Consider the following 26,334-nt stretch of genomic DNA (forward strand, 5'->3'; position numbering starts at 1 on the left):
CCTCCGCTATCAGGCTTCCGGGGTCTCGGCCGCCGGGGTCGGATCGAGCGCCGGCTCGACCGGAGCTTCGACCGAGGCGCCGATGTCGACACCGAGCGCGCCCTGCTGGCGAGCGATGCCGTCGATGGCAGCCTTGGCGATCAGGTCGCAATAGAGCTGGATGGCGCGCGCCGCGTCGTCATTGCCGGGGATCGGGAAGTCGATCTTGTCCGGATCGCAGTTCGAATCGATGATGGCGACGACCGGGATGCCGAGGCGCTTGGCCTCGAGGATGGCGATCGCTTCCTTGTTGGTGTCGATGACGAACATCAGGTCGGGCGTCGAGCCCATGTCCTTGATGCCGCCCAGCGCCTTGTCGAGCTTCTCGCGCTCGCGGTCGAGGTTGAGGCGCTCCTTCTTGGTCAGGCCCTGAGCTTCGCCGGCCAGCATCTCGTCGAGCTTGCGCAGGCGCTGGATCGAGTTCGAGATCGTCTTCCAGTTGGTCAGCATGCCGCCGAGCCAACGCGAGTTGACGTAGTACTGGGCCGAACGCTGCGCCGCGTCAGCGACGATGTCCGACGCCTGGCGCTTGGTGCCGACGAACAGCACGCGGCCGCCCTTGGCGACGGTGTCCGAAACCTGCTTCAGCGCCTGGTGCAGCAAAGGCACCGTCTGCGAGAGGTCGATGATGTGGATGTTGTTGCGGGCGCCGTAGATGTAGGGCGCCATCTTCGGGTTCCAGCGGTGGGTCTGGTGGCCGAAGTGAATGCCAGCTTCCAAAAGCTGGCGCATGCTGAAATCAGGCAGTGCCATTCTCATTTCCTTTCCGGTTAGCCTCCACGGACACAGGCATTTTTGGACTTTGTCCTCGAACGCCACCGGAGGTTTCAGCCGGATTTCTCCCGGGCAGACACCAAAGTCCGTGTGTGGAATGAGCGCGCATATAGAGGGGAAGTGCTGCAAACGCAAGCCGTATGGCACTTCACCGCTCAGCGTGCGGCAATCAGCGCTCCGGTGCCGATCATGGCGCTACCGGCGAACCGGTTCATCAGCCGCATGCGTTTGGGCGTCCTGAACCAGCCGGATGCCCTGCCCGCCAGCGCGGCGTAGGTGCCCATGGTGAGGATGTTGACGCTGACGACGACGGCCACCACCAGCAGGCCATCGGCAAATGTCATGGTGTCGAGGTTGAGGATCAGCGGCATGATCGAAGCATGGAACAGAATCGCCTTCGGATTGCCGAGCGCCACGGAGGCGCCGAGCAGGAACGACCGCGACAATCTGGTTTGAGGCATCTCCTGCGCGATCGATTGCGCTGCGGCGGCACGCCACATCTTGACGCCAAGAAAGATCAGGTAAGCCGCACCGGCATATTTCAAGGCGAGAAACACCCATTCGAAAGTCTGGGCCAGCGCCACCAGTCCGAGCAGGGCCAGGGTGACCAACACGGCGTCCCCGGCAGCGATACCAACTCCGGCGACGAAGGCCCGCAGGAACCCACGCGAAACGCCGTTGGTGATAACCGTGAACATCGCCGGACCCGGCGTTGCGGCGGCAAGCGTGATGGCAAGGCAGTAGGCCAGGAATGCCGTTAAAGTCACGATCGGCCCTTTCCGTTGGGTACCCGCACGCGCCGGAAGATCGCGACGATCTCCTCGCGGCTGCATTCGATGGCGCCGAGCCGCACCGCGCGGTCGCGCTCGAACCCGGTTATGTCATAGTGCGGCGCCGATGTCCTGGGCGGACCCTGGTAGGACGAACGCTTGACGCCAAGCACGGCGGCGAAACGATGCAGCTCGTCGGTATCGTCTGCCATCAGGTGGCACCAGCGATGGCCGGCCCACTTCCAGATCGCCGCATCGACATACACCGCCATCAAGCCTGCCGTAGCCAGCTCCGCACTGTTGTTATTTCGAGACCGGGCAAGGCTTTGTCTGGGAGAACAGCGACAGGTTGACCAGCTTGCCGGTCATCGAGAACTCGCCATAGTCCATGGTGAGGTCGCGGGTGATGCCGTTCTCATGCAGCTTGAAGCTGATGCGGTATTCCGGCACTTCTTCGCCGGATTTGTCAGTCTCGTCGAAATAGGCGATGTCAACCGGCCAGTATTTGTCGCCGGCAAGCTTGGCCAGCGCCGGCGCTTCGGGATCGGCCTTGTCGCCCTCGGTCTTCTTGCCGACGATGACGGTGGTCGTCATCACCTTGTTGGCGTCTTCCGAACCGTCGAACAGGCTGGTTTCGTAGAAATTCTCGCCCTTCTCGGCCTTGCCGATCAGTTCGACCAGATGCTGGGTCGGGAACTGGGTGGCGGCAAGTTCGAGGCTGTTCTTCTCGGGCTTGTCGATGTCGACCTTGAGGCCCTTGGTCTCCTTGGTGGCGGTGCCCTTGACCTCCTTGTCGAGATTCTGGTCGACGAAGGATTTGGTCACGAACGAGAAGGTCTTGCCTTCCGCATCCTCGAAAGTAGTGGTCTGCTGGTCGGTCAGCCTGGTGTTGTCGCCGGTGACGATCTGGGTGACGAAACGGAATTTTACCGTATAGCCCTCGCAGGGAGAGCCATTGAACTCATAGACCATGCGGCCGGAGATGCCGGTGATCCCCGAACGATCCGACGCCTTGCTGAGCGTAAGATCGTAGACGGCGCGATGCGCCTGCAATGCCGGCACGGCAAAGGCGGGAGCCATCGAGAACAGCGCCGGGACAAGAACGGCGTGGAAGGCAAGGCGCGTTGCGCGCATAGGGGGCTCCGATCGTCGCGGCTGGTGGCAGGCCGCAGGGAAAGATGGTCCAGCTTAAAAAAAGTCGTGGCGGAAGCGAGGCAAAAATAGCAATTTCGGCCCCGGCCAGCGCAGCGTCTCCAAGCAATAGGGAAATACGATGAGTGAAACAATCGAAAAGCGGCTAAGCGATCTCGGCGTGACGTTACCGGCCGCCGCAGCACCCGCCGCGAACTATGTGCCCTATTGCAGGTCTGGCAATCTCTTGTTCACCGCCGGGCAGTTGCCGCTCAAGGACGGCAAGCTGCAGGCAAGCGGCCTGCTCGGCCGCGACATCGACACGGCAGCCGGCAAGGAAGGTGCAAAATACTGCGCAGTCAACATCTTGGCGCAGGCCAAGGCGGCGCTTGGCGATCTCGAAAAGATCCAGCGTCTGGTCAAGATCACCGTCTTCGTCGCATCAGTGCCGGATTTCGTCGAGCAGCATCTGGTCGCCAACGGCGCCTCCGATTTCATGGTCGCCGTCCTTGGCGAACGCGGCAAGCATGCCCGCTCTGCCGTTGGCACCGCCTCGCTGCCGCTTAATGCCGCAGTGGAAATCGAAGCCGTCTTCGAAGTCGTATGAGCAGAGCCACGACCATGACCGACCTTTCCTGGCTGACCGCCCGCCCCGTCGCGCATCGCGGCCTCCACGACATGAACAAGACGCGCTGGGAAAACACGCTGTCGGCCTTCGCGGCAGCCGCCGAGCGCGGTTATGCGATCGAATGCGACGTGCATCTGTCGTCCGACCGCGTTCCCGTCATCATGCATGACGGCGACATCAAGCGGCTGACCGGTCAGGACGGCTTCGTCTGGCAACGCACGGCGGCGGAACTGGCGGCGCTCAGGATCGGCGGCACCAAGGACCATGTGCCGACGTTGCAGGAAGTGCTCGACCTGGTCGACGGCCGCGTGCCGCTGGTCGTCGAACTGAAGGGCGTGCCCGGCTATGACGAAGGCCTGGTGGCCAGCGTCGGCAAGATGCTTAAGCGCTACAGGGGCAAGGCCGCGATCATGTCGTTCGATCATTGGCTGGTCCGCGATTTCCCCAAAGACGCACCTGGCATTCCGGGCGGGCTCACGGCCTATGGCCGGGACAACCAGTTGATCGAGGCGCATTTCGCCATGCTGGCGCACGACCTTGCCTTCGCCTCCTATGCCGCGGGCGATTTGCCGAACCCGTTCGTCAGCTTCGTGCGTGAAAAGCTGAAAATGCCTGTCATCACCTGGACGGTGCATGACCAGCCGGCAGTCGATCTCACCTTCAAATACGCAGACCAGATGACCTTCGAAGGGTTCGAACCCGATCTGGTCAAAGTCGCTTGAGCCAAGTGCCTCAAACGTGACTTGTAGCGGCCCGCACAGAGCTTAAATAAGTCTCATGGATCAGGGTGACGAAGGCGATGGACAAACGGCGAATGCGGAGTTTTCCATCCGCATCGCCGCCGGAATTAATGCCTTCACATGCGATGAGTGGAACGGCTTTGCCGGCACCACGCGCGGCGGCACAGAGAACGGCTATAACCCTCTGATTTCATACGATTTTCTGAGCGCGCTTGAGGATTCCGGCTGCGCCGTGCGGCGCACCGGCTGGCAGGGCCATCATCTCAGGCTGGAAAATGCGCAAGGCCGGCTGCTGGGTGCGATGCCTTGCTATCTCAAATCGCACAGCCAGGGCGAATATGTCTTCGACCATGGCTGGTCGGATGCATTCGAGCGCGCCGGGGGCCGCTACTATCCAAAATTGCAGTGCGCCGTGCCGTTCTCCCCTGTCACCGGCCCTCGCCTGCTGGTCAGCAGGGGCGAGGATAGCGCGACTGTTAAAGCTGGTCTCGCGGCAGGCCTGAAGGCGGTGACGGAAAAGCTCGGTGTGTCCTCAGCGCACGTCACCTTCGCGCAGGAAAGCGACGTCGCCACCCTCGAAGCAGCCGGCTTCCTGCACCGCACCGACCAGCAGTTCCATTTCTTCAACGAAGGCTTTTCGACCTATGACGATTTCCTCGCCACGCTGGCATCGCGCAAGCGCAAGGCGATGAAGAAGGAGCGCCGCGAGGCGCTCGCCAACGACATCTCGATCGACCGGCTGACCGGCAAGGACCTGACCGAAAAGGCCTGGGACGATTTCTTTGCCTTCTACATGGATACCGGCAGCCGCAAATGGGGCCGGCCCTATCTCAACCGCCAGTTCTTCTCGCTGATCGGCGAGCGCATGGCCGACGACATCCTGCTGGTGATGGCCAAACGCAACGGCCGCTATATCGCCGGCGCCATCAACTTCATCGGCTCCGATGCGCTCTACGGGCGCAATTGGGGCTGCATCGAGGACCACCCCTTCCTGCATTTCGAGGTCTGCTACCACCAGGCCATCGACTTCGCCATTGAACGCAAGCTGAAGGTGGTCGAGGCGGGTGCGCAGGGTGAGCACAAGCTGGCCCGCGGCTACCGTCCCGTGACCATGCATTCGGCGCATTACATTGCGCATCCCGGCCTGCGCAATGCGGTGGCAGATTATCTCCGGCGTGAGCGGCGCGAGGTCGAGCGAATGGGCGAAATTCTGGAAGAGCACACGCCTTTCCGCAAGGACCTCGAGGAATAGCGGTCTCGATCCGGTCTCGCCAACCGTGCCGCCTTGACGATCCAGCTGCCTGTTTCGACATCGCGTCGACAAAGGACGGCGTTTCCGTCGCGCGCTGGTTCCAAGCCGGCATGGCCGATCTCACCTGACTGACTTGCCGGTTTGGGGAGGCTTCGCTACACGGGGAGGCACAATTCCGGAGCACCGCCATGGCTGAAGCCAGCTACGACCCCAGCAATATCTTCGCAAAAATTCTGCGCGGCGAAATCCCCTCGCACCGCGTCTACGAGGATGACGCGGTGGTTGCCTTCATGGATGTAATGCCGCAGGGGCCCGGGCACACGCTGGTTGTGCCGAAGGCGCCGTCGCGCAATCTGCTCGATACCGATCCGTCGACGCTCGGCCCGCTGTTCACGGTCGTTAAGCAGGTGGCGCTGGCGGTCAAAAACGCATTCGGCGCCGACGGCGTCACCGTCCTGCAGTTCAACGAACCGGCCTCTGGCCAGACCGTCTATCACCTGCATGTCCATGTCATCCCGCGTTTCGAAGGCATCGCGCTCAAGCCGCATACGGGACAGATGGAGAAGCCCGAAGTGCTGGCTGAGAACGCGGCCAAGATCCGGGCAGTGCTGAACGGTTGAAGCCGGGGTGCCTCAAGGCGATGCGCTTGGGCAAATTCCACCGCGTCGGTTAGGAAAGTATCAAACCACGCCATGGTAACTTGCCGTACCGTGGTGCGTTTGGGTTTTCAAAAATCGTGGGAAATTCGGTTGCGGCATCAGAACCGTTGGCAAAAGCAGGTGCCGGGCGGGTCTTTCTGAGCATCTTGGCGGACGCATACCGGCGACACCGGCTGCTGCACGTGATGGCCATCGCCGCCTTGCTCTTGGCAGCCGCGGTCGGCCTGCGTACCGGAAACATGCCGGATTTCAGCGTGCTGGAAGACTACGCCCTATATCTTCTCTTCACTTTCTGGATGGGCGGCTGTGCCTTCGCACTCGGCAGTTTTTTTCACCTTGCGCTCATCAAGCGGGATCCTAGACCGCTCGGAACTTTTCTGAGATCGATGGGTGGCTTCTTCGGCGACGCCGAGCGCAACGCCAACAGCCTCAATGGCCTGGCTGCGAGCATTGCGCTCATATCCGCTTTCGGTGTCTTGAAAGGCGCGGTCGCGATCCTTTCGCCATTCGCATGGGACCACGCATTGGCCCAGGCCGACCGGGCGCTGCATTTCGGTCGAGCCCCCCATGAATGGCTTTGGTTTATCGTGCAGTCGCCGCTCGCCGTAAGACTGTTCAACCTGGCTTACAATTCCTGGTTCGTCGTCCTTATCGCCTCGGTCTTCATCGCTTGCATCACGCGCAAGGACACGAGGTTGCGCCACCAGTTCCTGATGAGCTTCATGCTCGTATGGATACTGGGGGGGGTCTTCCTGGCGATGGGCCTGTCTTCGGCAGGGCCGTGCTTTTACGAGCGACTGGGGCTGGGCAGCGACTACCATCCCCTACTGCAAGCACTCGCTGCTGCCGATCGCATCTATCCGATCTGGGCGCTGAGCACGCAGGACATTTTGTGGAGCGGCTACATCGGGGCGACCCCAGGCAGTCTCGGCATATCCGCCTTCCCGTCCATGCATGTGGCGATGGCGGTGCTTTTCGCTCTTTATGCAGCACGCCGCTCACGGTTGGTTGGCCTGTTGATGTGGGCATTCGCCGCAATCATCATGGTCGGCTCGGTTGTCCTTGGCTGGCACTATGCTGTCGACGGCTATGCGAGCGTGCTGATCTCGATCGCCATCTGGAAGGTATGCGGTCATTTCCTGGCCCGCTTCGCACCCGACGGCGTCGCCGCCTGACCTGACAGCATCTGACCCTGAAAAGCAGGGGTGCTGTTTCGGCAAACCGGCCAGCCATGAAAAAAGGCCCCGTCACCGGGGCCTTTTCATTGGCGAACTTTTTAGCCCTTGCGTGGCAGTTGCGGCACCAGGCTGCGCTTGCCGCCGTCCTTGCCCTTGGGCTCAGGCTCGTCCTTGCCCTTCGGCTTTTGCGCCACCGCCTTCTTGGCGACGGGCTTCTTGGCTACCGCCTTGCGGGCTTTCGGCGCCTCTTCCGGCTCCTGCTTCGGCTGCACCGGGGCTTCGTCGGCCAGCGATTCGAGCTTCAGGCCGGTTTCGCCGGTTTCCTTCTTCTCGACGGTGACGCGCACGGTGCCGCCCTTCTTGAGCTTGCCGAACAGCACCTCGTCGGCCAACGGCTTCTTGATGTGCTCCTGGATGACCCGGCCGAGCGGCCGCGCACCCATGCGCTCGTCATAGCCCTTGTCGGCGAGCCAGGCGATCGCGTCGGGCGACAGGTCGAAGGTGACGCCACGCTCGGAAAGCTGGGCTTCGAGCTGCATGACGAACTTCTGCACCACCTGATGGATGACCGGGACCGGCAGCGAGCCGAACGGAATGATCGCATCGAGACGGTTGCGGAATTCCGGCGTGAACAGCCGGTTGATCGCCTCGACATCGTCGCCTTCACGCTTGGTCGACCCGAAACCGATCGCCGCGCGCTGCGCATCGGATGCGCCCGCATTGGTGGTCATGATCAGGATGACATTGCGGAAGTCGATCTGCTTGCCGTTGTGGTCGGTCAGCTTGCCGTGGTCCATGACCTGCAGAAGGATGTTGAACAGGTCGGGATGCGCCTTCTCGACCTCGTCCAACAGCAGCACGCAGTGCGGATGCTGGTCGACGCCGTCGGTGAGCAAACCGCCTTGGTCGAAGCCGACATAGCCGGGAGGCGCGCCGATCAGCCGCGAAACGGTGTGGCGTTCCATATATTCCGACATGTCGAAGCGGATCAGTTCAACGCCGAGCGAGGCAGCCAACTGCTTGGCGACTTCGGTCTTGCCGACGCCGGTCGGACCCGAGAACAGGTAAGAGCCGATCGGCTTTTCCGGTTCGCGCAGGCCGGCACGCGCCAGCTTGATCGCCGAGGTCAGCGCGGTGATCGCGGTATCCTGACCGTAGACGACACGCTTCAGCTCGATATCGAGACCCTGCAGCACCTTCTCGTCGTCGGCCGAGACCGTCTTCGGCGGGATGCGCGCCATGGTGGCGATCGTGGCTTCGATCTCCTTGATGCCGATCGTCTTCTTGCGCTTGGCCTCCGGCACCAGCATCTGCGAGGCGCCTGTCTCGTCGATCACGTCGATCGCCTTGTCCGGCAGCTTGCGGTCGTTGATGTAGCGCGCCGACAGCTCCACCGAGGCCTTGATCGCCTCGTTGGTGAACCTCACCTTGTGGAACTCCTCATAATAGGGCTTGAGGCCCTTCATGATTTCGATGGCGTCCTCGATGGTCGGCTCGTTGACGTCGATCTTCTGGAAGCGCCGCACCAGAGCGCGGTCCTTCTCGAAGAACTGGCGGAACTCCTTGTAGGTGGTTGAGCCGATGCAACGGATCGCACCCGAAGACAGCGCCGGCTTCAGCAGGTTAGACGCATCCATGGCGCCGCCTGAGGTGGCGCCGGCCCCGATGACAGTGTGGATCTCGTCGATGAACAGCACGGCGCCCGGATAGTCCTCGAGCTCCTTGACGACCTGCTTCAGCCGCTCCTCGAAATCGCCGCGATAGCGGGTGCCGGCCAAAAGCGTGCCCATGTCGAGCGCGAAGATGGTGGCGTCCTGCAGCACTTCCGGCACATCGCCTTCGACGATGCGCTTGGCCAGACCTTCGGCAATCGCCGTCTTGCCGACGCCGGGGTCACCGACATAGAGCGGGTTGTTCTTGGAGCGGCGGCACAGCACCTGGATCGTGCGGTTGATCTCGCTCTCGCGGCCGATCAGCGGATCGATCTTGCCGGCCTTGGCCTTGTTGTTGAGGTTGACGCAATAAGCCGTCAGCGCATCCTGCTGCTGCTTCTTCTTGCCGCCTTCCTCCTGCGGCTCGGCGCCGTTCTGGCCGCCCTGCTCGTCATCGGCGCCGCGCGGCGAGCGCGTCTCCGAAGCGCCGGGGCGCTTGGCGATGCCGTGCGAGATGTAGTTGACCGCGTCGTAACGGGTCATCTGCTGTTCCTGCAGGAAATAGGCGGCATGGCTCTCGCGCTCGGCAAAGATGGCGACGAGCACGTTGGCGCCGGACACTTCCTCGCGGCCGGATGACTGCACATGGATGACGGCGCGCTGGATGACGCGCTGGAAGCCGGCGGTCGGCTTGGAATCCTCATCGTAACCGGTGACGAGATTGTCGAGCTCGGTGTCGATATAGGTGAGAACGGTATGCTTCAGCTCGTCGAGATCGACGTTGCAGGCGCGCATAACGGCGGCCGCCTCGGTGTCGTCGATGAGCGCGAGCAGCAGATGTTCAAGGGTTGCATATTCATGGTGCCGCTCATTGGCGAGCGTCAGCGCCTGGTGAAGCGCCTTTTCCAGGCCTTGGGAGAAAGCCGGCATGTTACCTCACTTCTTCTCCATCACGCATTGCAGCGGATGCTGATTCTGTCGGGCGAAATCCATGACCTGGGACACTTTGGTCTCGGCCACCTCGAATGTATAGACCCCGCACTCGCCCACTCCATGATTATGAACATGAAGCATGATGCGTGTGGCGGCTTCGCGGTCCTTTTGAAAAAAACGCTCCAGGACGTGAACCACGAACTCCATGGGCGTGTAGTCGTCGTTGAGGATAAGGACCCGATAAAGGCTGGGCTTCTTGGTCTTGGTTTTCGTGCGCGTAATGACGGCCGTGCCGCGACCGACCTCATTGCCGTCGCCGTCACTTTGCATCCGCACCACGCTTGCCGTGGCAGTCAAACCGATCGTCACGTAATCCTGCCTCTTTCGAATCCCCATGCGAGTTCGACATGTAGGTGTTCGATGGACGATTTTAAGCCCTTCTTGTTAGCTGACAATATGGCTAGGTGGGCAAACCGAGGCGATTTTCAAAATCGTGAACCGCCAAAGCCCCGGAATTGAAACCGGCATGAAAAAACCCGGCCGCGGATCCGCGACCGGGTCTGTTTTGCAAGCCCGAAAGGCCGTGCCTGGTATTTTGGAGCGAAATTACTTCGCTTTGGCGACAATCGATTCGAAGGGCTTGTAGGCCTCCTTGGCGAGCTCGGCATAGAGATCGCCGAACTTGGTGGCTTCGGCAACGAAGCTCTCATAGCTCTGCTTGGCGAAGTCGGACTGGATCTCGATCGCCTTCTCCAGCGACTTGGCGGAGATCAGCTTTTCGACAGCGGCGCTGCCGGCTTCGAAGCTCTTCTTGGTGTATTCGCCAGCTTCGGTGGCGATCGCCTGAGCGCCCTTGGAGAGCGAAGCGAAGCTCTTCAATCCGGTGTCGGCAAACTCTTTGCCGTATTTCGAGAAGTCCTCATAGGTCTGGGTCATTTCACGTTTCCCTTGACGGTTTTGAAGCGCCCTTGCCTGAGCGCGTTGTGCAATGCAGGAGAGTATATTGTGCGCTGCACAAAAGTCAAGATTTCCGCGGCGTCGGGGCCGCGCTGCGTCGGCAACGACTAAAATTCGAATAAAGAAAGCCTCAAGCCCGAGGAAAATGGTGAACGCGCCGGTTACCATAAACGGATTGGTAACGCAGGCCGCGATAGTTTGACGGCAAGTGAGGCCGGATCCCTTTGCCGCCTCCAGGGCAATGAGTTTCAAAGGAACTATCAGTGCGTCAGGCGTTGTCGGTCTTCGGTTCAAAATCCGCATCTCCCCTCAAAACGATCATGATCCTCGCCTTGGCGATGTCATTTGTCGTTGCGGATGCCGCATCGTCGATGGCCGCCAGATCGTCGGCGATCGTCGTCGACGCCAAGACCGGCAAGGTGCTCTATTCGTCCGATGCCAATGGCCGGCGCTACCCGGCGTCGCTGACCAAGATGATGACGCTCTATCTGACCTTCGAAGCCATGGCGAAGGGCAGGATCAGCAAGAACACGCCGGTGCCGTTTTCGGCAAAAGCGGCGGCCGAGCCACCGACCAAGCTCGGCGTCAAGGCCGGCGGAGCGGTTTCGGTCGAGACCGCCATCCTGTCGATGGTGACCAAGTCAGCCAATGATTCGGCGACCGCGCTCGGCGAACTGCTCGGCGGCAGCGAGAGCAATTTCGCCCGAATGATGACGGCCAAGGCGCGGCAGCTCGGCATGGACGGCACCGTGTTTCGCAATGCCAACGGCCTGCCCGATCCCGGCCAGTTCACCACCGCCCACGACATGGCGATGCTCGGCATCGCGCTCCGGGAACATTACCCGCAGTATTACGGCTATTTCTCGCAGCGCTCTTTTCTCTACGGACGCCAGCGTATCAACGGACACAACCGCCTGCTAGGACGCATCAAGGGCGTCGACGGCATCAAGACCGGCTATACCCGCGCCTCCGGCTTCAACCTCGTCTCATCGGTTTCGGACGGCAACCGCCGCCTCGTTGCCGTCGTCATGGGCGGGACCTCGGGCCGCAGCCGCGACAATCAGATGGCCGGGCTGATCAACGCCTATATGCCGCGCGCCTCCACCCGCGGCGGCGGCGCCCTGATCGCCAAGTCTGGTGGCGACAATCCGATCAAAGCGTTGGCCAAGGTGCTGTTGCCCAAGCATGACGCGCCGACGCCCGACGACAAGCCGATGGTTGAAGACGATGCCGTAGCGTCCAACGACGATCCGACATCTGCTGACGAGCAGTCTGCTGACGAACAAACGGTGGCCGCGGTCGAAGAACCCGCACCCGTCGTCAAGACCAGGAAGGTCAAGACCGTCATCGTGACGGCGCCCAAGGTCGAAACGGCACAAATGGTCGCGGCCTACGCCGAGCCCATGCCGGCATCGCCTCCGGCGGTCGATCCGGTCAACACCGCCTCGGTGCCGTCCGGTTGGGCGGTACAGGTGGCGTCTTCGCCCAAACAGTCCGAAGCCCAGGCTTTGCTCGACAAGACCGCCAAGCAGGCGCCGAAGATCCTTGCATCTGCCTCCGGTTTTACGGTCGCTTTCGACAAGGATGGCGAGACCTATTACCGCGCCCGCTTCGGCGGTTTCGGTTCGAAGGATGCGGCCTGGAATGCCTGCAACGCTTTGAAGAAGAAGAAAATTACCTGCTACGCCGTCCAACAGTAGGGCGGCGTCGAGGGACCATCTCCCGGAAATTTACTGCGTCGAAGGAGAACTAGTTGTGATTGGAGAGCAAGACGTCCTTGGCTTCGTTGATCCGCGCCGCCAGGAAAGACGTGCCGCCGATGTCGGGGTGCAGGCGCTGCATCAGGCGGCGGTGCGCCTTGCGGACATCCGCCGCGGCGGCCCCCGCTTCAAGACCAAGGACCTTGTAGGCCTCCTCCTTAGTCATGGCGCCCGCACCTGGCGCAACACCCAGCCCTTCGCCACCGTTCGCCTCAGCGTCTTTGCGCCAGACGGGAAAACGGCCGTCAAGATACGTCTCTAGCAACTGGCGGCTCTCCGGATCGCCGGGGAGTTCGCGGTAAAGCTGCTGCAGTTCGGGCAGGCCCATCGCGCCCAACATCTTGCCTTCATGGCGGCCCGCCAGAACCAGGCCTTCAAGTCCGCCCGTATCGTGATCAAGTTCCATCTCCAGCGCCGCTGTGCGCACCGTTGAGCGCTTGCCGCGCGCCGGCCTGACCGTGGGCCGCTTCATCCGCACCGAACCATACCAGGCAAGGGCCGCGGCCAGGATGAGGCCGGCAATGCCTTCGCGGCCGACCACCAGCACGGCGAGGCCAACCAGCGCCAGAAGCACCGGTCCGAGCGTGCGCATGCCGCTCGCCAGTTTTTGCGGGTCGGCGCGGACGAAGATCGTCACCGCGCCAAGCAGCACCAGAAACAGTGCAACAAGTGCAATGATAGCGCCCATCAATTCCCGCCGCCCCGCAGATGCTCGATCAACAGCCGGTCTCCCGGCCGGTCCCTTGCCTCGAGCGCCTTCAATCCGCCGGTCGCATAGACGGCGACGGCTGAAAGCAGTCCGGCCAGGGTCGCGGCAGCCCGCCGGTCGAACCGGAACCGGGCCCCTTTGGACAGCCGCGCGATCTCCTTGAACGCCTTTTCTGCGCCGGAATCATGACCTTCCTGGAAGACGAAGACGGGAACGCCGTGCAGGCCTAGGCTGCCGGCCTTCTGCGCCAGGTCGTCGATATTCTCTTCCATGGCGTCGCCGATATAGACCAGCGCATTGACCTTCGCCTTCGCCGTCTCCTTCAGCGCATGGGTGAGGACCTTTCCGATCTGGGTGGTGCCGCTTCGGCACACGATGCGCGTCATCAGCGTCTTCAAGGCATCGGTATCGGCAACGAAGGCCGATGACCGGCATTCGCCCAGCCCGCGAAAATAGGCAAGTTGGACGCTGAGGGTTCCGGCCTTGCCGGCGGCATCGAACATTTCGCCTTGCAGCTTGGTGGCGAGATCCCAGGTCGGCTGGCGGCTCATCGTCGCGTCGAGCGCCAGGATCAGCCGCCCGGAGCCGGTCGCGGACGCGGTAAGCGACCGCGCCTGGCGGATAAAGGCGTCGATCTCGCCGGCATTGGATTGAGGCTTGACCGGCGCAGAACTGGCCTTTGCGGGCACTGGCTGCTTCTTGTCGCTCATAAGAAGCAAGATGTGGCGTTGCCGGGCCGCTTGCAAGTCCAGTCTCGGACAAGATAAAGGGCCAGCGATCGCACAGTGGGCAGGACGCCCGGCCCAGGCGCTAGAGCAGACCGAGATCGGCGAGCTCGCGCTTTAGCTTCGGCGGCATCTCGACGGCCTTGCCCTTGCCGATATCGGCCGGCGCATCCGACGGTTTCAGGTAGCGCCAGCCCTGGAAGGCGCGGCGCGGCTGCCAGTCGGTGCGCACGACTTCGAGACCGAGCATCAGGCGGCAGCGACCAATGCCTTCGTCATCGGTGAAGGGCCTGATATCAGTGATCAGCTGGCGGCACTGGACGCTGCCCTTGATCACCCAATAGAGCGAACCGCCATCGGTAATCTCGGCGCCACGCGTCGGCACCATGCGCGTGGTGTGCCAGTGTTCCGCCGGCTCGCCGGCGCGCCGCCGCTCGTCGAGGCGAAAGGCGATCCACTCTTCGAGATCCTCGACGCTGTCGCAGCCGACGCAGAGTTTTAGGAGATTGAGTGCCATCGCTTAAGGTTTAGTCCGGCGCGCGGTTGCGTCAACGGCCCTGCCCGACTTCTCCACAGTGCCAGTGGCGTTGAGCCTTCAACATTCCACGACATTGACGGCGAGGCCGCCAAGGCTGGTTTCCTTGTATTTCTCGTTCATGTCGAGGCCGGTCTGGCGCATGGTCTCGATCGCGGCGTCGAGCGGCACGAAATGGATGCCGTCGCCCTTGATGGCGAGCGAGGCGGCGGTCACCGCCTTGACGGCGCCAAGCGCATTGCGCTCGATGCAAGGCACCTGCACAAGGCCGCCGACCGGATCGCAGGTCATGCCGAGATGGTGTTCGAGCGCGATTTCGGCGGCGTTCTCGACCTGCTCGGGCGTGCCGCCCATGACGGCGCAGAGGCCTGCCGCGGCCATTGCCGAGGCCGAACCCACCTCGCCCTGGCAGCCGACTTCGGCGCCGGAGATCGAAGCGTTGGTCTTGATGATGCCGCCGACGGCGGCGGCGGTCAGCAGGAAGTCGCGGATGCTGGGCTGGTCGGCCTCGGGATGGAAATGCAGCCAGTAGCGCAGCACGGCCGGCAGCGTACCGGCCGCGCCATTGGTCGGCGCGGTGACGACGCGGCCGCCGGCGGCATTCTCCTCGTTCACCGCCATGGCGTAGATCGACAGCCAGTCATTGGCGAGCAACGGGTTGGGCTTGTTCTGCTGCCACTGCTCCTGCAGCTTGTCGTGCAGCATGCGGGCGCGGCGGCGCACTTTCAAGCCGCCCGGCATGATGCCGTCCTGCGACAGGCCGCGGTCGATACAGCCCTTCATGGCGCCCCAGATGGCGTCGAGGCCGCTGTCGAGCTCCTCGCGCGACATATGCGCCTCTTCGTTGACGCGCTTCATGTCGGCAATCGACAGCCCGCTTTTGCCGGCCATCTTCAGCATCTCGACAGCGTTCTTGAAGGGGTAAGGCACCTTTTTGCCCTCGGTCGTCACCGAGCCCTTCACCTTCATCCGCTGCAGCTCTTCTTCCGAGACGACGAAGCCGCCGCCGATCGAATAATAGATGCGCTTGAGCAGCAACCGGTCGCCGGCGTCGTAGGCGTAGAACGCCATGCCGTTGGCATGGCCGGTGAGCGGCGTCTTCCTGTCGAGCACCAGATCCGTCGCCGGATCGAAGCGATAAGAGGGATGGCCGGACGGCGAAATCCGCTTCTCGGCGGCGATGCGCGTGGCGATGGTATCGGCCTGATCGGGGTCGACTGTCTGCGGTGTCAGGCCGGCAAGGCCGAGAACAACAGCGCGGTCCGAGCCATGGCCGATGCCGGTATAGGCGAGCGAGCCGTGCAGGCTGGCGCCGATCCGATCGACCTTGACGCCGGCCGGGCGTGGCCAGTCATCGCCGGCGACCTCGTCGAGAAACCGCCGCGCCGCCGTCATCGGCCCCATCGTGTGCGAACTCGACGGCCCGATGCCGATCTTGAACAGGTCGAAAACCGAAAGGAACACGCTGCGCCGTCTCCGGGAGTGGGATCAAGACCTACATATAGGACTTCCACGATGTTTGTGCTGTTTTGACAAACGCAGCGCTGCACCCGCCGACCTTGTTTGCTCCGGCAGCGACATTGATTGCTCGACCATGACGGCGCGGCTATTCTGAACATCGCGCCCCGGGGGGTGCGCCCGCAGCGTTTGTTTCTCGTCTGCCGAGGGAGAGAACCGTGCTTTCGTTGAATCGCGCGCGACGCCTACATGCTGGAATTCTGGCCGATCCTGGTCGAGGACGCGATGAACCATTCGGGCCCCGATTTCAACCGCCAGTCGACGCTGTGGAACTTCGAACACGCTTTCGGATGGATCACGAGGACTGACAGCGTCATCGAGGCGTTGCACATGGCTGCGCCTTTACCGGCCTGAGTCAGCCGTCGAAACGGGCGCCTGGCCTGTGGTAAAAGGACTGCATGGGCGATTCCTTCCATCTTTCGACGGCCGATCTCGCGGCGCTGGCCTTCTTCCTCCTTGCATGGGTGCTGCATACGCTGGCGTCCGACGGGAAGCTCGTCAGCCGGGTGTCGCTGACGATGGCGATGAATGTGCAGCGCGAGGCCTGGATGCGGACCATGGCCGAGCGCGAGATCCGCATCGTCGACACCGCCATCATGAGCGGCCTGCAGCAAGGCACCGCCTTTTTCGCTTCCTCGTCGCTGATTGCGCTCGGTGGCTGCTTCGCGCTGCTCGGCGCCTCCGACCGGGTGCTTGACGTGCTGAACGACCTGCCGTTGAACGCGACCTCGTCGCGCTCGGCCTTCCAGATGAAGGTCTTCGGCCTGGTGCTGATCCTGGCTTTCGCCTTCTTCAAGTTCGGCTGGGCCTATCGTCTCTTCAATTACTGCACGATCCTGATCGGCGCGGTGCCGATCGCGCATGGCGAGGCCTCGCGCAACCCGGTCAGCGAAACGGCGGTGTGGCGCGCGGCGCGTATGAACATGTTGGCAGGCAAGCATTTCAACTCAGGCCTGCGCGCCGTGTTCTTCTCGATCGGCTATCTCGGCTGGTTCGTCGACCCGGTCGTGTTCGTTTTGTCAACGCTGCTGCTTCTGGCGGTTCTGGTGCGGCGCCAGTTCTTCTCGGCCGCCAGACAAGCAGTCATCGGTCAGCCGCCCGGGCCAGGGAAAAGCTGGTCGATCCGGCCCGACAGCCAATAGGCGGCAAGCCCGATCCATTCGCGGATCGCCGTGGTGGTGGTCTGCAGCGAATCCGGTGCGTTGTCGCGAAACAGGCCAAAGCCTTCCTTTCCCGAGGTGCGATAGTCGACAGGCCACGGGATCGTCGGAAAGCCGGCTTTGTCGAACAGCGCCTTGGAGCGCGGCATATGGAAGGCCGAGGTCACCAGCAGCCAGGTCTCGCCCGGCTTCGGGGTCACCAATTCCTTGCTGAAGACTGTGTTCTCATAGGTGTTGCGGGATTTGTTCTCGAGCACCAGCCGATCGGCGCTGACGCCGAGCGCGTCGCGCAGGCGTGGTGCGGTGGCCGCATCGCCCTCGCCTTCCAGCAACAATTCGCCGGTGCCACCGGAGACAACCACCTTTGCCTCAGGAAAGCGCCGGGCAAGGATTGCGGTCTCGACCATGCGGTCGCCGCCGGAATTCAGCTCATAGCCGCCGCGCACCAGATTGATGGCGCCTTCGAAACCGCCGCCGAGCACGACGATGCCATCGACCTTCTGCGGCAGCGGTGGCCTCGGGAAGCGCTCCTCCAGCGGATTGAGCATCATAGCGCCGAGCGACGTCCATGCCGACAGCGCGAGAATCAGGAAGGCGGGCACACTGCCGGTGGCTGCGAGCCGCCGACGGCCGATCAGCGCCGCGAGCAAACCAGCCAGCAGCAGGAAGATCGCCAGGTTGAGCGGCTGCACGAAGAACCAGAAGATCTTGGAAAGATAGAAGAACATTACCTGCCTATCGCCAGCATGAATTTTTGACGGCCGATGAAATCCTGGATCGCATTCGCCACAACCTCCGCCTCCTCACGGCTCAACTCCCTGCCGAAAACAAGGGTGCCGTTCGTGTTGGTCAAACGGATGACTTCCAACAGCCCGACTTCGTCCGTCGGATAGGTATGATCGAAGATTTCGACGTTAAGGTGCCCCTTCAAAGGCAATGACGAACGATTTCCTAGAGACCCCCTGATGTCGCGTGCTCCGGCGGCTGCGGTCAGCCGCAGCGTTTCCTTGCCGAAGACCAGCCAGGTGAAATCCTTGCCGAGGAAATAGGTGAACAGGGCAATGATCGCCACGAACGACAGCAGGCCGAGAGTGCCGCTGGTGAGCGTTGCGGGCGACGTGTCTCTCAATCCCATATAGCCGGTGTAGGCTACGATCGCGGCCCCGATCAGGACAAAGCCCGTCCTGAAATCCGAGGTGCGTGGTGGGTTTGTGATCAGCAATTCGTTTCCCGTCTCGACGATGGAAATGCGAGACGGCGGCGGCATGCTACCACCACTTCTCCGGCTGGAAGGTTCCCGCCGCCTGCTCGATGACGGCAGCCGTCTGGAACAGGGTTTCCTCATCGAAGGGACGGCCGATCAGCTGCAGGCCGAGCGGCAGGCCCTTGGCGTCGAGGCCGGCTGGTACCGCGATGCCCGGCAGGCCGGCCATGTTCACGGTCACCGTGAAAATGTCGTTGAGATACATCTTCACCGGATCGGCGGCCATGTCCTCGTCGGCGATGCCAAAGGCGGCGGACGGCGTTGCTGGCGTCAGGATGACGTCGACGCCGGCGGCAAAGACGGTCTCGAAGTCGCGCTTGATCAGATTGCGCACCTTCTGCGCCTGCAAATAGTATGCGTCGTAATAGCCGGCCGACAGCACATAGGTGCCGATCATGATGCGGCGCTTGACCTCGCGGCCGAAACCGGCGGCGCGGGTCTTTTCATACATGTCGACGATGTCCTTGCCTGGCACGCGCAGGCCGTAGCGGACACCGTCGTAGCGGGCGAGGTTGGACGACGCTTCGGCGGGCGCGACGATATAATAAGCCGGCAAAGCATATTTGGTGTGCGGCAGTGAAATGTCGACGATCTCGGCGCCGGCATCCTTCAGCCAGGCAATGCCCTTCTGCCACAGCGCCTCGATCTCTTCCGGCATGCCGTCGACGCGGTATTCCCTAGGAATGCCGACCTTCATGCCCTTGATCGGCTTGCCGATCGCCGCCTCGTAATCCGGCACCGGACGGTCGACCGAAGTGGTATCCTTGGCATCGACCGAGGCCATCGACTTCAACAGGATCGCGGCGTCGCGCACGTCGCGGGCGATCGGGCCGGCCTGGTCGAGCGACGAAGCGAAAGCGACGATGCCCCAGCGCGAGCAGCGGCCATAGGTCGGCTTGATGCCGACGGTGCCGGTGAAGGCGGCGGGCTGGCGGATCGAGCCACCGGTGTCGGTGGCGGTGGCGCCGGCGCACAGAAAGGCCGAGACGGCCGAAGCCGAGCCGCCCGACGAGCCGCCGGGCACCAGCTGCGCGTTGTCCAGTGTGCGCGCGGTCTTGGTGCCGCCGGCCGAAACAAAACCACCATCGCCCTGATGCGTGGTCGGCATCACCACCGTGTCGAGGCGCGAGCGCCGCCACGGATTGACGACCGGGCCGTAATAGGAGGTCTCGTTGGACGAGCCCATGGCGAACTCGTCCATGTTGAGCTTGCCCAGCATGACGGCGCCATCGGCCCACAGATTGGCGGTAACGGTCGATTCGTAGCGCGGCTTGAAGCCATCAAGCACATGGCTGCAGGCCTGGGTGTGGACGCCCTCGGTTCCGAACAGGTCCTTGATGCCGAGCGGGATGCCTTCCAGCGCACCGCCCTCGCTCTTGGCCAGCCTGGCGTCGGAGGCCTTGGCCATATCGCGCGCCTTGTCGCCGGTGACGACGATGTAGGCGTTGAGCACCGAATTGGCGCGCTCGATGGCCGAGAGATAGGCCTCGGTGATCTCGGCGGCGGAAATCTCCTTGCCGCGCAGCTTGGCGCGGGCCTGCGAAATCGTCAGATGGGTCAGTTCGCTCATCAAAGGCTCTTTTCGTAAAACACCGACCACTCGGAATCGGGATAATCCAGCACCGGACCGCAGCGCGAGAAGCCGGCGCGTTCGTAGACGGTCCATGCCGCGGGATGGCGGTCGCCGGTTTCCAGCACCAGGCGCGTCAATCCTTCTTGACGCGCCAGCGTCTCGACCCGCTCGACGATTTTGGCGCCGATCTTCCTGCCGCGATGCGAGGGCCGCGTATACATGCGCTTCACCTCGCCGACGGTCGCATCATGGCGCTTCAGCGCGCCACAGCCGATGGCCTGCCCGTCGTCGCGGGCTATGAAGACGGTGGTGTCTGCGCCGGCCATCTGCTCGACCGTCAGGTGATAACAGTGCTCCGGCGGCGTCAGTTCGAGCAGCGTCGCGTTGAGCTCCTCGACCAAGGCGCGGACATCATCCTGCAACGGCGTTTCGATGGCGATCTCGATTGCCATCGGCCGCCTACTCCACGACCTTCGGCACGAGGAAGAAATTCTCTTCGGTGGCCGGCGCGTTGGCGACGATATCGGCGGCTTTGTTGCCGTCGGTGACGATGTCTTCGCGCTTCTTCATCTCCATCGGCGTCACCGAGGTCATTGGCTCGACGCCGGAGACATCGACCTCGTTCAGCTGCTCGACGAAGCCCAGAATGGCGTTCAACTCGCCGGTCATGCGCTCGGCATCCTCCTCGCTCACCGCAATGCGGGCGAGACGCGCGACGCGCTTCACTGTCTGCAGATCAACGGACATGTCTTTAGCCTTTGGGAAAACCAGATGGCGCTATAGCGGCGCGGCGCGTGCCGCGCAACATCGATCGTGCTCAGGGCTGCGCTGCAGTGCCGGCCCGGACCTCCTCTGACGCAGCGGAAGCGGCAATTCGAACAGCCGCTCCTTCGCCGGACACATACCGCAGGCGGCCTCATCTTCGAGCGCGGCAAAGTCTTTCAGCTCGGCGTTGGAGCAATCCGGTTCGAGCGGGCGATAGGCGAGATAGCCATTCCATTTGTCGGAAAGCCGGTATTTTGCCTTCTGCATCGGCAGATAAGCCAAGGGAGCACATTTCCAGATGCGCCCATCGAGAAGCTGCTTGCAGTGACGAGCCGGACAGGCCTCCCAGCTGGCGCGCGGGTCGCCATCCTCGAACGGCAGCATAGTGTCGCCAAAACCTTCGTAGCGCCGGGTCCAGTTCTTGTGCGCTGGACGCACTCTGGCGACGAATCCGTGTTCCTGCCGCCATTGCTCCAGCAAGGCGAAGACCGGTTTCAACCGGTCGCGGTACTCTTCGGAATCATGATGCACGGATATGACAAGGCGGGCGTCCGGGTCAGCCGCAGGGATGGTTGGCAGCGTCGGGTGGCGATGCAGGAAGAAGCCGTTGGAGACGATCTCGATCTGTGTGTGCGGCCAATGCCGCCGCACCAGACCGACAAATTGCGGCAAGTGCGGATGGATGGTGGGTTCGCCGCCAAGCAGGGAAAACCGGGTGACCGAGACGCGCCGGCTCCACAGCCCCATCCAGCGGTCGGCATCCTTGAGCGACACCGTGCCGGAATGGGCATGGTTGGAATAGTGCGAGCAGCTTTCGCAGGCCAGATTGCAGCCATGTGCGACATGCACTTCGAGCTTCCGGAACACCGGCTGCTCTCCCCGCAAAAGCAATCCCATCCGTTTCAGCATCCCCATAGGGTCACGCTAGCATGCGGATGTGTGCGGTGCATCTGCCGCCGAGGGCAAATTTCAGCTCTTTGTTTTACGCAATTCCCAAGGGAAAGCGCTATGCGCTTTCCCGGGAAAACCGCTCCACACTTTTCCTGGAATTGCTCTAAGGCAGGGACACACCTTCGCACAGGTAATAGCTGCCGCCATTGCCGGCCTGCTCGCCTTCGTCGGCGGTCGGGCGCACCGAGACGATGTCGATTTGCGTCGCGTTCATCTGCGTGATCGAAAGCACGTCGGGAAAAAGAAAGCCCGGCTCCTGGCAGATGGCGGTGACCGCCCAGCTCGGCGAGCGCGTCGCCTTGGTGACCTGGACGAACTCGCAATTGTACTCGACGCTTTGCAGTCCGTCCGCCGACAGGATGACATTGCCGGCGTCGATCAGCGTCTGCAGCGTATCCTTTTTTGCTTGCGCACACAGCTCCTGGGTTTGGAGATAGACGCCCTTGATGAAGTCCTCGGCGGCCGATGCGGGTGACGCCGCAACCAGCATCGACACGCAAAGAGTCCTTCTCAAACCCATGGTTTCATTCCCTTTTGCGACAAGGGATCGTCCAAGCGATCGCTCTACAGTGTGATCGTTTGGCCGATTGCTGGCAAGGCCACGTCAACACCCGATCCTTCGAGGCCCGCAACGAACTTTTCCGCCGTTGGGTCGATGATCGGGAACGTGCCGAAGTGACAGGGCACGACCGTGTCGAAGTGGAAGAAGCGCCGGCAGGCAAGGGCCGCCACCGCACCGCCCATGGTGAAGCGGTCGCCGACCGGCACGATGCCGATCTTCGGCTCGTGCAATTCGTTGATCAGCGCCATGTCGGAGAAGATGTCGGTGTCGCCCATGTGGTAGAGCGTCTTGTCTTCCGGAAAGTGCAGGACCAGCCCGCCCGGATTGCCGAGATAGACGTTCTGGCCACCATCGAGGCCAAACGACGAGGAATGCAGCGCCTGCACGAAGGTGGTGGTGAACGCGCCACAATCGACGGTGCCGCCGAGATTGCCGGGATTGATCTTGTTGCCGTCGACGCCCTCGCCGACCAGGTACATGCAGATCTCGTAGTTGGCGACCAGCTGGGCACCGCTCTTCTTCAGCACCTCCACCGCGCCGCTGACATGGTCATTGTGGCCGTGGGTCAAAAGCACATGGGTGACGCCCTCCGCCGGCCCCTCCCAGCCGCCCGTCCATGACGGATTGCCGATGAGATAGGGGTCGATCAGGATGGTCGCACCTGATGTCTCGATGCGAAAGGCCGAATGTCCGTACCAGGTCAATTTCATCAATCGTTTTCCTCGATTTTGGTTGCGCCGGAAGATAGAACGCCGGCTGCGAAATTAAAGTGACATAGTGTGGTCCTGGTTCAAAAGAACGTGTCAGGTGCTTTGTCACGGTAGAACTGGTTTGGGGAAAGCCGTTGGGCATCATAGCGATCGAGGATCTGCCGGCACGCCTGGAAGGCGGTAGGACGCTGGCCGGGCTGGATCTAGGCGACAAGACGATCGGCGTCGCCGTTTCCGACCGGGGCCTGTCCTTCGCCCATCCGCGCCCGGTGATCCTGCGCAAGAAGTTTTCGCTGGATGCGGCGGCGCTGCTTGCCCAACTGCAGAAGGACAATATCGGCGCGTTCGTGCTCGGCCTTCCCATCAACATGGACGGGTCGGAAGGTCCCCGCGCCCAGAAATCGCGCGCCTTCGTGCGCAACATGGCAGGCGTGACCGACCTGCCCTTCGTGCTGTGGGACGAGCGGCTGTCGACGGTCGCCGCCGAGCGGACGTTGATCGAAATGGATTTCTCGCGCGCCAAGCGCGCCGGCAAGATCGATTCGGCGGCCGCCGCCTTTATTCTGCAGGGAGCTTTAGATCGACTCCAGTCGCTTGGCTCATCCGATCGGACGGAACCGGACTTCCCGTCTGGCGCCTGATCCAGGCGGCGATGTTGCGGCGGCGCCGGAACGCCCACAATGCCATCAACAGGAATCCGTCAAAGACGCAGGCTCTTGCCACCATGCCCGGAATGATTGCCGGGTCGATGCCCAGCATCTGGCCGTAGAGCTGAAACACGACGTCGTGCAGCTGGCGGCTGAGCATGACGTAGCCGAAATTGATGTCGTTGAGCGATAGGAAGAACCAGCCCCAGAACAGAGCAAGTGGGGCGGCCCACAATGCGAACAGCGTGCGCATCAGTGACCGTCCCTGCGGCTGGAGCCGCCTCTATGGCCGCCATCCCTGTGACCGCCATCCCTGAGACCAATGTCCGGCCGGCCGGAAATGCGCGACAGCAAGGAGCCGTGCGCGGCGCCTTGTGCCATAGCGTGCGCAGTGGCGCGGCTCTCGGCCTCGCGCGAAACTGCGACGGCCAAAACCGACCTCCGCTCGGCATGCATGGCGACGTAAGAGGCCAGAAGTGCCGCCAGTTGCACTGCCACAACCATGAACAGGCCGTTGATGCCTTGCGCGGCGCCGCCGATCAGTATCAGCGACAGGACGGCGGATGCGGAAATAAAGGCGGTCCGCGCCACGCTATCGGCTCCGTCGGGGCTCGCTGAGGCGTTAACCAAACTCTCGACGAAGACCCAGCAAAACAACACCGCGACGACCAGCAGTGCAATGGCCAGCGGCGCCACGACGGCAGCGTTGTCGAGATCGACCAGACGGGTGTTTTCCACGACGACGCCGAGCACCGCCAGAGCGCCCGCAACGCCGCGGTTTCCATCCATACAGATGAACGCCAGCAGGGCGAAAACCACTGCCCAGTGCAAGGCCAGAAAAGAGGTCAAAATGGCACGCATGGCATTCCTGCTTTGGTGACAAAGACAGTGGGCTTTGCGGCCCGCCGCTGCAATGGAAACCATTTGTTAAGGTTAACGTCCATCCACAGGCCGCGGTAAATTCGCGGTGACAGGCTGTGCAGCCGACCTCAGTTGACCGGCGGATAGAGCGTGTCGATGATCATGCGCGCGTCATGGCGTGAATCGAGCATGCCATAGGTGTTGCGCCATTGACCGGCGAGCCGCGTCTCGACAAAGGCATCGGCAATCCGCCCTGCCCCCAGCCGGCGCAATTCCGCCGCTGCCGCCGACAGCGCCAGTTGCTCGGTGAGCAGGCGGGCCGACCCCTCATCGGTGCCTGCGACCTGCATGGCGGCCTTGAGCACGCCGATGGTGCCGCGTCCGCCGGCGCCGAGATCGCGATCGATGCCGGCCAGCACCTCCTCGAACAGGCCGGGCGCGCGGCCAAGCACGCGCAGCACGTCGAGTGCCATGACATTGCCGGAGCCCTCCCAGATCGCGTTGACCGGGGCTTCACGATAGTAGCGGGCGAGCGGCGCTTCCTCGACATAGCCATTGCCGCCGAGGCATTCCATCGCCTCGTAGAGCAGCGGCGGCGCGATCTTGCAGACCCAGTATTTGACCACCGGCGTCATGGCGCGGGCAAAAGCCGCCTCGCCGCGGTCGCTGGCCGCCTCGTCGAAAGAACGCGCCAGCCGGAACGAGAGCGCTGTGGCGGCGGCGACATCGAGCGCCATGTCGGCCAGCACACGCTGCATCAGCGGCTGTTCGATCAGCGTCGAACCGAACACCTGGCGGTGGCGGGTATGATGGACGGCCTCGGCCAGCCCGGCGCGCATGATCGCCGACGATGCGACGGCACAGTCGAGCCGGGTCAAGGTGACCATGTCCATGATCGTCTTCACGCCGGCGCCGGGCTCGCCGACCATCTCGCCGATGGCATTGACGAACTCCACTTCCGAGGAGGCGTTGGAGCGGTTGCCGAGCTTGTCCTTCAGCCGCTGGAAACGGAAGCCGTTGCCGGAGCCGTCACCGAGGATGCGCGGGACGAGAAAGCAGGAAAGCCCTTCCGGCGCCTGTCCAAGCACGAGAAAAGCGTCCGACATCGGCGCCGACATGAACCATTTGTGGCCGGTGAGGCGATAAAAACCGCTGCCGGCGCGCTCGGCCCTTGTGGTGTTGGCGCGCACGTCGGTGCCACCCTGCTTTTCGGTCATGCCCATGCCGAGCGTCAGCCCGGTCTTTTCGACCGGCGGCTTCTGGCTCTGGTCGTATTTGCGCGTCGTCACGCGCGGCGCCCATTCGCGAAACAGCTTTGGGCTGGCCATCAACGCGGCCAGCGAAGCGCTAGTCATGGTGATGGGGCACAGGTGCCCGGTTTCGAGCTCGGCTGTCAGGTAGAAACGCGCGGCGCGGACCTGATGGCGGCGGCCGATCTCGTTGTCACCGTTTTCCCAGATCGAGGAATGCAGCCCGCCGGCGACCGAGCGCCGCATCAGCGCATGATAGGCCGGATGGAATTCGACCTGGTCGATCCGCCGGCCCTGGCGGTCATGCGTGCGGAGCTTGGGCGTCTCGACATTGGCAAGACGCGCCAGCTCCTGCGCTTCCTGTGTCAGGACGAAGCGGCCAAGCCCGTCGAGATCCTTGCGCACCGGATCGGAAAAGCGTTCGGCGAGTTGGATCAGCAACGGATCGCCCCGCCAGGCGTTGCCGCCCGTCAGCGGCGGCGGCTGGTTGGTCACGTCGTCGGTCACGGACAGTCCTTACGTTACGAAGGCTTCGAATCCGAAGCCATCGGCTAGATATAGCCCAAGCTTGCCGGAGCGCGCGACGAAAATACCGGGGAGAAAGGCCGCAATCCCAAGCTGGCGCTTGCGG

Annotated in this window: 31 protein-coding genes; 9 read left to right on the plus strand and 22 right to left on the minus strand. The window is 62.6% G+C overall.

All coding sequences use genetic code 11. The annotated features are described in order from the left end of the window. Positions 1 to 9: 9 nt before the first annotated feature. From rpsB to AC1D1L_RS07095, 4 genes are all read right to left on the minus strand, one after another. On the minus strand, positions 10 to 792 hold the full coding sequence (rpsB, locus tag AC1D1L_RS07080; protein WP_142865747.1) for a 30S ribosomal protein S2: 783 nt from the start codon (positions 790 to 792) through the stop codon (positions 10 to 12). A gap of 176 nt (positions 793 to 968) precedes the next feature. Continuing rightward, positions 969 to 1,580: a LysE family translocator gene (locus tag AC1D1L_RS07085; RefSeq protein ID WP_477340032.1), complete on the minus strand. Its 612-nt coding sequence runs from the start codon at positions 1,578 to 1,580 to the stop codon at positions 969 to 971. Next, positions 1,577 to 1,855: a DUF4031 domain-containing protein gene (locus tag AC1D1L_RS07090; RefSeq protein WP_192253858.1), complete on the minus strand. Its 279-nt coding sequence runs from the start codon at positions 1,853 to 1,855 to the stop codon at positions 1,577 to 1,579. The genes AC1D1L_RS07085 and AC1D1L_RS07090 overlap by 4 nt, the downstream gene beginning before the upstream one ends. A gap of 31 nt (positions 1,856 to 1,886) precedes the next feature. Beyond that, positions 1,887 to 2,717 (minus strand): cell envelope integrity EipB family protein, encoded by an 831-nt coding sequence (locus AC1D1L_RS07095; RefSeq protein ID WP_352561550.1) that lies wholly within the window; start codon positions 2,715 to 2,717, stop codon positions 1,887 to 1,889. 139 nt (positions 2,718 to 2,856) lie between these two features. On the opposite strand from AC1D1L_RS07095, the gene AC1D1L_RS07100 reads away from it, so the two are divergent. The 5 genes from AC1D1L_RS07100 to AC1D1L_RS07120 all read left to right on the plus strand — a co-directional run bounded on the left by AC1D1L_RS07100 (position 2,857) and on the right by AC1D1L_RS07120 (position 7,168). After that, positions 2,857 to 3,321, plus strand: coding sequence for a RidA family protein (locus AC1D1L_RS07100; protein ID WP_477340034.1), 465 nt, complete (start codon positions 2,857 to 2,859; stop codon positions 3,319 to 3,321). A 14-nt stretch (positions 3,322 to 3,335) separates the two neighbouring features. After that, complete coding sequence (locus tag AC1D1L_RS07105; RefSeq protein ID WP_477340036.1) at positions 3,336 to 4,064, plus strand: glycerophosphodiester phosphodiesterase; 729 nt, start codon at positions 3,336 to 3,338, stop codon at positions 4,062 to 4,064. A 55-nt stretch (positions 4,065 to 4,119) separates the two neighbouring features. Continuing rightward, a complete protein-coding gene (locus tag AC1D1L_RS07110; protein WP_477340038.1) occupies positions 4,120 to 5,334 on the plus strand; it encodes a GNAT family N-acetyltransferase in 1,215 nt (404 codons plus the stop codon). Between the two features lie 188 nt (positions 5,335 to 5,522). Further along, positions 5,523 to 5,954: an HIT family protein gene (locus tag AC1D1L_RS07115; RefSeq protein ID WP_477340040.1), complete on the plus strand. Its 432-nt coding sequence runs from the start codon at positions 5,523 to 5,525 to the stop codon at positions 5,952 to 5,954. A gap of 146 nt (positions 5,955 to 6,100) precedes the next feature. Continuing rightward, positions 6,101 to 7,168 (plus strand): phosphatase PAP2 family protein, encoded by a 1,068-nt coding sequence (locus AC1D1L_RS07120; RefSeq protein ID WP_477340042.1) that lies wholly within the window; start codon positions 6,101 to 6,103, stop codon positions 7,166 to 7,168. 101 nt (positions 7,169 to 7,269) lie between these two features. Here the strand turns inward: AC1D1L_RS07120 and clpA are convergent, their stop codons facing one another. From clpA to AC1D1L_RS07135, 3 genes are all read right to left on the minus strand, one after another. Then, on the minus strand, positions 7,270 to 9,753 hold the full coding sequence (gene clpA / locus AC1D1L_RS07125; RefSeq protein WP_477340044.1) for an ATP-dependent Clp protease ATP-binding subunit ClpA: 2,484 nt from the start codon (positions 9,751 to 9,753) through the stop codon (positions 7,270 to 7,272). Positions 9,754 to 9,759: 6 nt separating this feature from the next. Next, on the minus strand, positions 9,760 to 10,086 hold the full coding sequence (gene clpS, locus AC1D1L_RS07130) for an ATP-dependent Clp protease adapter ClpS (protein ID WP_477340735.1): 327 nt from the start codon (positions 10,084 to 10,086) through the stop codon (positions 9,760 to 9,762). 276 nt (positions 10,087 to 10,362) lie between these two features. Continuing rightward, positions 10,363 to 10,692: a phasin family protein gene (locus AC1D1L_RS07135; protein WP_112561625.1), complete on the minus strand. Its 330-nt coding sequence runs from the start codon at positions 10,690 to 10,692 to the stop codon at positions 10,363 to 10,365. Between the two features lie 341 nt (positions 10,693 to 11,033). Here AC1D1L_RS07135 and AC1D1L_RS07140 point away from each other — a divergent pair, with 341 nt between their 5' ends. Further along, positions 11,034 to 12,413: an SPOR domain-containing protein gene (locus tag AC1D1L_RS07140; protein WP_477340046.1), complete on the plus strand. Its 1,380-nt coding sequence runs from the start codon at positions 11,034 to 11,036 to the stop codon at positions 12,411 to 12,413. Between the two features lie 49 nt (positions 12,414 to 12,462). On the opposite strand, the gene AC1D1L_RS07145 is transcribed toward AC1D1L_RS07140, so the two are convergent. The 4 genes from AC1D1L_RS07145 to AC1D1L_RS07160 form a co-directional block, all read right to left on the minus strand. Continuing rightward, positions 12,463 to 13,161 (minus strand): DnaJ domain-containing protein, encoded by a 699-nt coding sequence (locus AC1D1L_RS07145; protein ID WP_477340048.1) that lies wholly within the window; start codon positions 13,159 to 13,161, stop codon positions 12,463 to 12,465. Next, positions 13,161 to 13,892, minus strand: coding sequence for a VWA domain-containing protein (locus AC1D1L_RS07150; protein ID WP_477340050.1), 732 nt, complete (start codon positions 13,890 to 13,892; stop codon positions 13,161 to 13,163). The genes AC1D1L_RS07145 and AC1D1L_RS07150 overlap by 1 nt, the downstream gene beginning before the upstream one ends. 100 nt (positions 13,893 to 13,992) lie before the next feature. Continuing rightward, positions 13,993 to 14,424, minus strand: a complete 432-nt coding sequence (locus AC1D1L_RS07155) for a DUF1489 family protein (protein WP_477340052.1) — start codon at positions 14,422 to 14,424, stop codon at positions 13,993 to 13,995. 78 nt (positions 14,425 to 14,502) lie between these two features. Beyond that, positions 14,503 to 15,906 (minus strand): L-serine ammonia-lyase, encoded by a 1,404-nt coding sequence (locus AC1D1L_RS07160; RefSeq protein WP_477340054.1) that lies wholly within the window; start codon positions 15,904 to 15,906, stop codon positions 14,503 to 14,505. A gap of 243 nt (positions 15,907 to 16,149) precedes the next feature. Between AC1D1L_RS07160 and AC1D1L_RS07165 the strand changes: the two genes are divergently transcribed. Both AC1D1L_RS07165 and AC1D1L_RS07170 read left to right on the plus strand, forming a co-directional pair. Next, positions 16,150 to 16,314, plus strand: a complete 165-nt coding sequence (locus AC1D1L_RS07165; protein ID WP_477340056.1) for a hypothetical protein — start codon at positions 16,150 to 16,152, stop codon at positions 16,312 to 16,314. Positions 16,315 to 16,358: 44 nt separating this feature from the next. After that, positions 16,359 to 17,102 carry a DUF599 domain-containing protein gene (locus AC1D1L_RS07170; protein WP_477340058.1) on the plus strand — a complete coding sequence of 248 codons (744 nt, stop codon included), beginning with the start codon at positions 16,359 to 16,361 and terminating at the stop codon, positions 17,100 to 17,102. Here the strand turns inward: AC1D1L_RS07170 and AC1D1L_RS07175 are convergent. From AC1D1L_RS07175 to AC1D1L_RS07210, 8 genes are all read right to left on the minus strand, one after another. Continuing rightward, on the minus strand, positions 17,051 to 17,848 hold the full coding sequence (locus AC1D1L_RS07175; protein WP_477340060.1) for a YdcF family protein: 798 nt from the start codon (positions 17,846 to 17,848) through the stop codon (positions 17,051 to 17,053). The two genes, AC1D1L_RS07170 and AC1D1L_RS07175, sit on opposite strands and share 52 nt — an antisense overlap. After that, on the minus strand, positions 17,848 to 18,387 hold the full coding sequence (locus AC1D1L_RS07180) for a hypothetical protein (protein ID WP_477340062.1): 540 nt from the start codon (positions 18,385 to 18,387) through the stop codon (positions 17,848 to 17,850). The genes AC1D1L_RS07175 and AC1D1L_RS07180 overlap by 1 nt, the downstream gene beginning before the upstream one ends. 1 nt (position 18,388) lies before the next feature. Further along, a complete protein-coding gene (locus AC1D1L_RS07185; RefSeq protein ID WP_477340063.1) occupies positions 18,389 to 19,954 on the minus strand; it encodes an amidase family protein in 1,566 nt (521 codons plus the stop codon). After that, on the minus strand, positions 19,954 to 20,409 hold the full coding sequence (locus AC1D1L_RS07190; protein WP_477340065.1) for a GNAT family N-acetyltransferase: 456 nt from the start codon (positions 20,407 to 20,409) through the stop codon (positions 19,954 to 19,956). Before AC1D1L_RS07190 ends, AC1D1L_RS07185 begins: the two co-directional genes overlap by 1 nt. Positions 20,410 to 20,416: 7 nt before the next feature. Further along, positions 20,417 to 20,704 carry an Asp-tRNA(Asn)/Glu-tRNA(Gln) amidotransferase subunit GatC gene (gene gatC, locus AC1D1L_RS07195; protein ID WP_112561613.1) on the minus strand — a complete coding sequence of 96 codons (288 nt, stop codon included), beginning with the start codon at positions 20,702 to 20,704 and terminating at the stop codon, positions 20,417 to 20,419. A gap of 30 nt (positions 20,705 to 20,734) precedes the next feature. Then, complete coding sequence (locus tag AC1D1L_RS07200; protein WP_477340067.1) at positions 20,735 to 21,589, minus strand: radical SAM protein; 855 nt, start codon at positions 21,587 to 21,589, stop codon at positions 20,735 to 20,737. Positions 21,590 to 21,776: 187 nt separating this feature from the next. Continuing rightward, on the minus strand, positions 21,777 to 22,163 hold the full coding sequence (locus AC1D1L_RS07205) for a hypothetical protein (protein WP_477340737.1): 387 nt from the start codon (positions 22,161 to 22,163) through the stop codon (positions 21,777 to 21,779). 74 nt (positions 22,164 to 22,237) lie between these two features. Beyond that, entirely contained in the window at positions 22,238 to 22,945 is a 708-nt protein-coding gene (locus AC1D1L_RS07210; RefSeq protein WP_477340069.1) for a metal-dependent hydrolase, read from the minus strand. A 134-nt stretch (positions 22,946 to 23,079) separates the two neighbouring features. Here AC1D1L_RS07210 and ruvX point away from each other — a divergent pair, with 134 nt between their 5' ends. Then, positions 23,080 to 23,586 carry a Holliday junction resolvase RuvX gene (gene ruvX, locus AC1D1L_RS07215; protein ID WP_112561609.1) on the plus strand — a complete coding sequence of 169 codons (507 nt, stop codon included), beginning with the start codon at positions 23,080 to 23,082 and terminating at the stop codon, positions 23,584 to 23,586. Here ruvX and AC1D1L_RS07220 read toward each other — a convergent pair. The 3 genes from AC1D1L_RS07220 to AC1D1L_RS07230 form a co-directional block, all read right to left on the minus strand. Beyond that, the gene (locus AC1D1L_RS07220) at positions 23,504 to 23,845 is read right to left on the minus strand and encodes a DUF6105 family protein (protein ID WP_112561608.1); all 342 of its coding nucleotides are present in this window, start codon (positions 23,843 to 23,845) and stop codon (positions 23,504 to 23,506) included. The two genes, ruvX and AC1D1L_RS07220, sit on opposite strands and share 83 nt — an antisense overlap. Next, positions 23,845 to 24,453: a hypothetical protein gene (locus AC1D1L_RS07225; RefSeq protein ID WP_477340072.1), complete on the minus strand. Its 609-nt coding sequence runs from the start codon at positions 24,451 to 24,453 to the stop codon at positions 23,845 to 23,847. The genes AC1D1L_RS07220 and AC1D1L_RS07225 overlap by 1 nt, the downstream gene beginning before the upstream one ends. 128 nt (positions 24,454 to 24,581) lie before the next feature. Next, positions 24,582 to 26,210 (minus strand): DNA alkylation response protein, encoded by a 1,629-nt coding sequence (locus AC1D1L_RS07230; RefSeq protein WP_477232632.1) that lies wholly within the window; start codon positions 26,208 to 26,210, stop codon positions 24,582 to 24,584. Positions 26,211 to 26,334: the final 124 nt, after the last annotated feature.

Source organism: Mesorhizobium sp. P2_D6 (genome assembly GCF_056404315.1).

Coding starts and splice junctions, on each gene's coding strand:
- AC1D1L_RS07150 (WP_477340050.1), bottom strand. CDS start 13,892: ATGAGCGACAAGAAGCAGCCAGTGCCCGCAAAGGCCAGTTCTGCGCCG.
- AC1D1L_RS07155 (WP_477340052.1), bottom strand. CDS start 14,424: ATGGCACTCAATCTCCTAAAACTCTGCGTCGGCTGCGACAGCGTCGAG.
- AC1D1L_RS07225 (WP_477340072.1), bottom strand. CDS start 24,453: ATGCGTGCCATTTTGACCTCTTTTCTGGCCTTGCACTGGGCAGTGGTT.
- AC1D1L_RS07220 (WP_112561608.1), bottom strand. CDS start 23,845: ATGCGCACGCTGTTCGCATTGTGGGCCGCCCCACTTGCTCTGTTCTGG.
- AC1D1L_RS07205 (WP_477340737.1), bottom strand. CDS start 22,163: ATGCTGGTTGCGGCGTCACCCGCATCGGCCGCCGAGGACTTCATCAAG.
- clpS (WP_477340735.1), bottom strand. CDS start 10,086: ATGCAAAGTGACGGCGACGGCAATGAGGTCGGTCGCGGCACGGCCGTC.
- AC1D1L_RS07100 (WP_477340034.1), top strand. CDS start 2,857: ATGAGTGAAACAATCGAAAAGCGGCTAAGCGATCTCGGCGTGACGTTA.
- AC1D1L_RS07185 (WP_477340063.1), bottom strand. CDS start 19,954: ATGAGCGAACTGACCCATCTGACGATTTCGCAGGCCCGCGCCAAGCTG.
- AC1D1L_RS07210 (WP_477340069.1), bottom strand. CDS start 22,945: ATGAAATTGACCTGGTACGGACATTCGGCCTTTCGCATCGAGACATCA.
- gatC (WP_112561613.1), bottom strand. CDS start 20,704: ATGTCCGTTGATCTGCAGACAGTGAAGCGCGTCGCGCGTCTCGCCCGC.
- AC1D1L_RS07135 (WP_112561625.1), bottom strand. CDS start 10,692: ATGACCCAGACCTATGAGGACTTCTCGAAATACGGCAAAGAGTTTGCC.
- AC1D1L_RS07180 (WP_477340062.1), bottom strand. CDS start 18,387: ATGCCGCCGCCGTCTCGCATTTCCATCGTCGAGACGGGAAACGAATTG.
- AC1D1L_RS07140 (WP_477340046.1), top strand. CDS start 11,034: ATGATCCTCGCCTTGGCGATGTCATTTGTCGTTGCGGATGCCGCATCG.
- AC1D1L_RS07175 (WP_477340060.1), bottom strand. CDS start 17,848: ATGTTCTTCTATCTTTCCAAGATCTTCTGGTTCTTCGTGCAGCCGCTC.
- AC1D1L_RS07145 (WP_477340048.1), bottom strand. CDS start 13,161: ATGGGCGCTATCATTGCACTTGTTGCACTGTTTCTGGTGCTGCTTGGC.
- AC1D1L_RS07110 (WP_477340038.1), top strand. CDS start 4,120: ATGGATCAGGGTGACGAAGGCGATGGACAAACGGCGAATGCGGAGTTT.
- AC1D1L_RS07190 (WP_477340065.1), bottom strand. CDS start 20,409: ATGGCAATCGAGATCGCCATCGAAACGCCGTTGCAGGATGATGTCCGC.
- AC1D1L_RS07165 (WP_477340056.1), top strand. CDS start 16,150: ATGCTGGAATTCTGGCCGATCCTGGTCGAGGACGCGATGAACCATTCG.
- AC1D1L_RS07105 (WP_477340036.1), top strand. CDS start 3,336: ATGACCGACCTTTCCTGGCTGACCGCCCGCCCCGTCGCGCATCGCGGC.
- AC1D1L_RS07090 (WP_192253858.1), bottom strand. CDS start 1,855: ATGGCGGTGTATGTCGATGCGGCGATCTGGAAGTGGGCCGGCCATCGC.
- rpsB (WP_142865747.1), bottom strand. CDS start 792: ATGGCACTGCCTGATTTCAGCATGCGCCAGCTTTTGGAAGCTGGCATT.
- AC1D1L_RS07170 (WP_477340058.1), top strand. CDS start 16,359: ATGGGCGATTCCTTCCATCTTTCGACGGCCGATCTCGCGGCGCTGGCC.
- AC1D1L_RS07115 (WP_477340040.1), top strand. CDS start 5,523: ATGGCTGAAGCCAGCTACGACCCCAGCAATATCTTCGCAAAAATTCTG.
- clpA (WP_477340044.1), bottom strand. CDS start 9,753: ATGCCGGCTTTCTCCCAAGGCCTGGAAAAGGCGCTTCACCAGGCGCTG.
- AC1D1L_RS07095 (WP_352561550.1), bottom strand. CDS start 2,717: ATGCGCGCAACGCGCCTTGCCTTCCACGCCGTTCTTGTCCCGGCGCTG.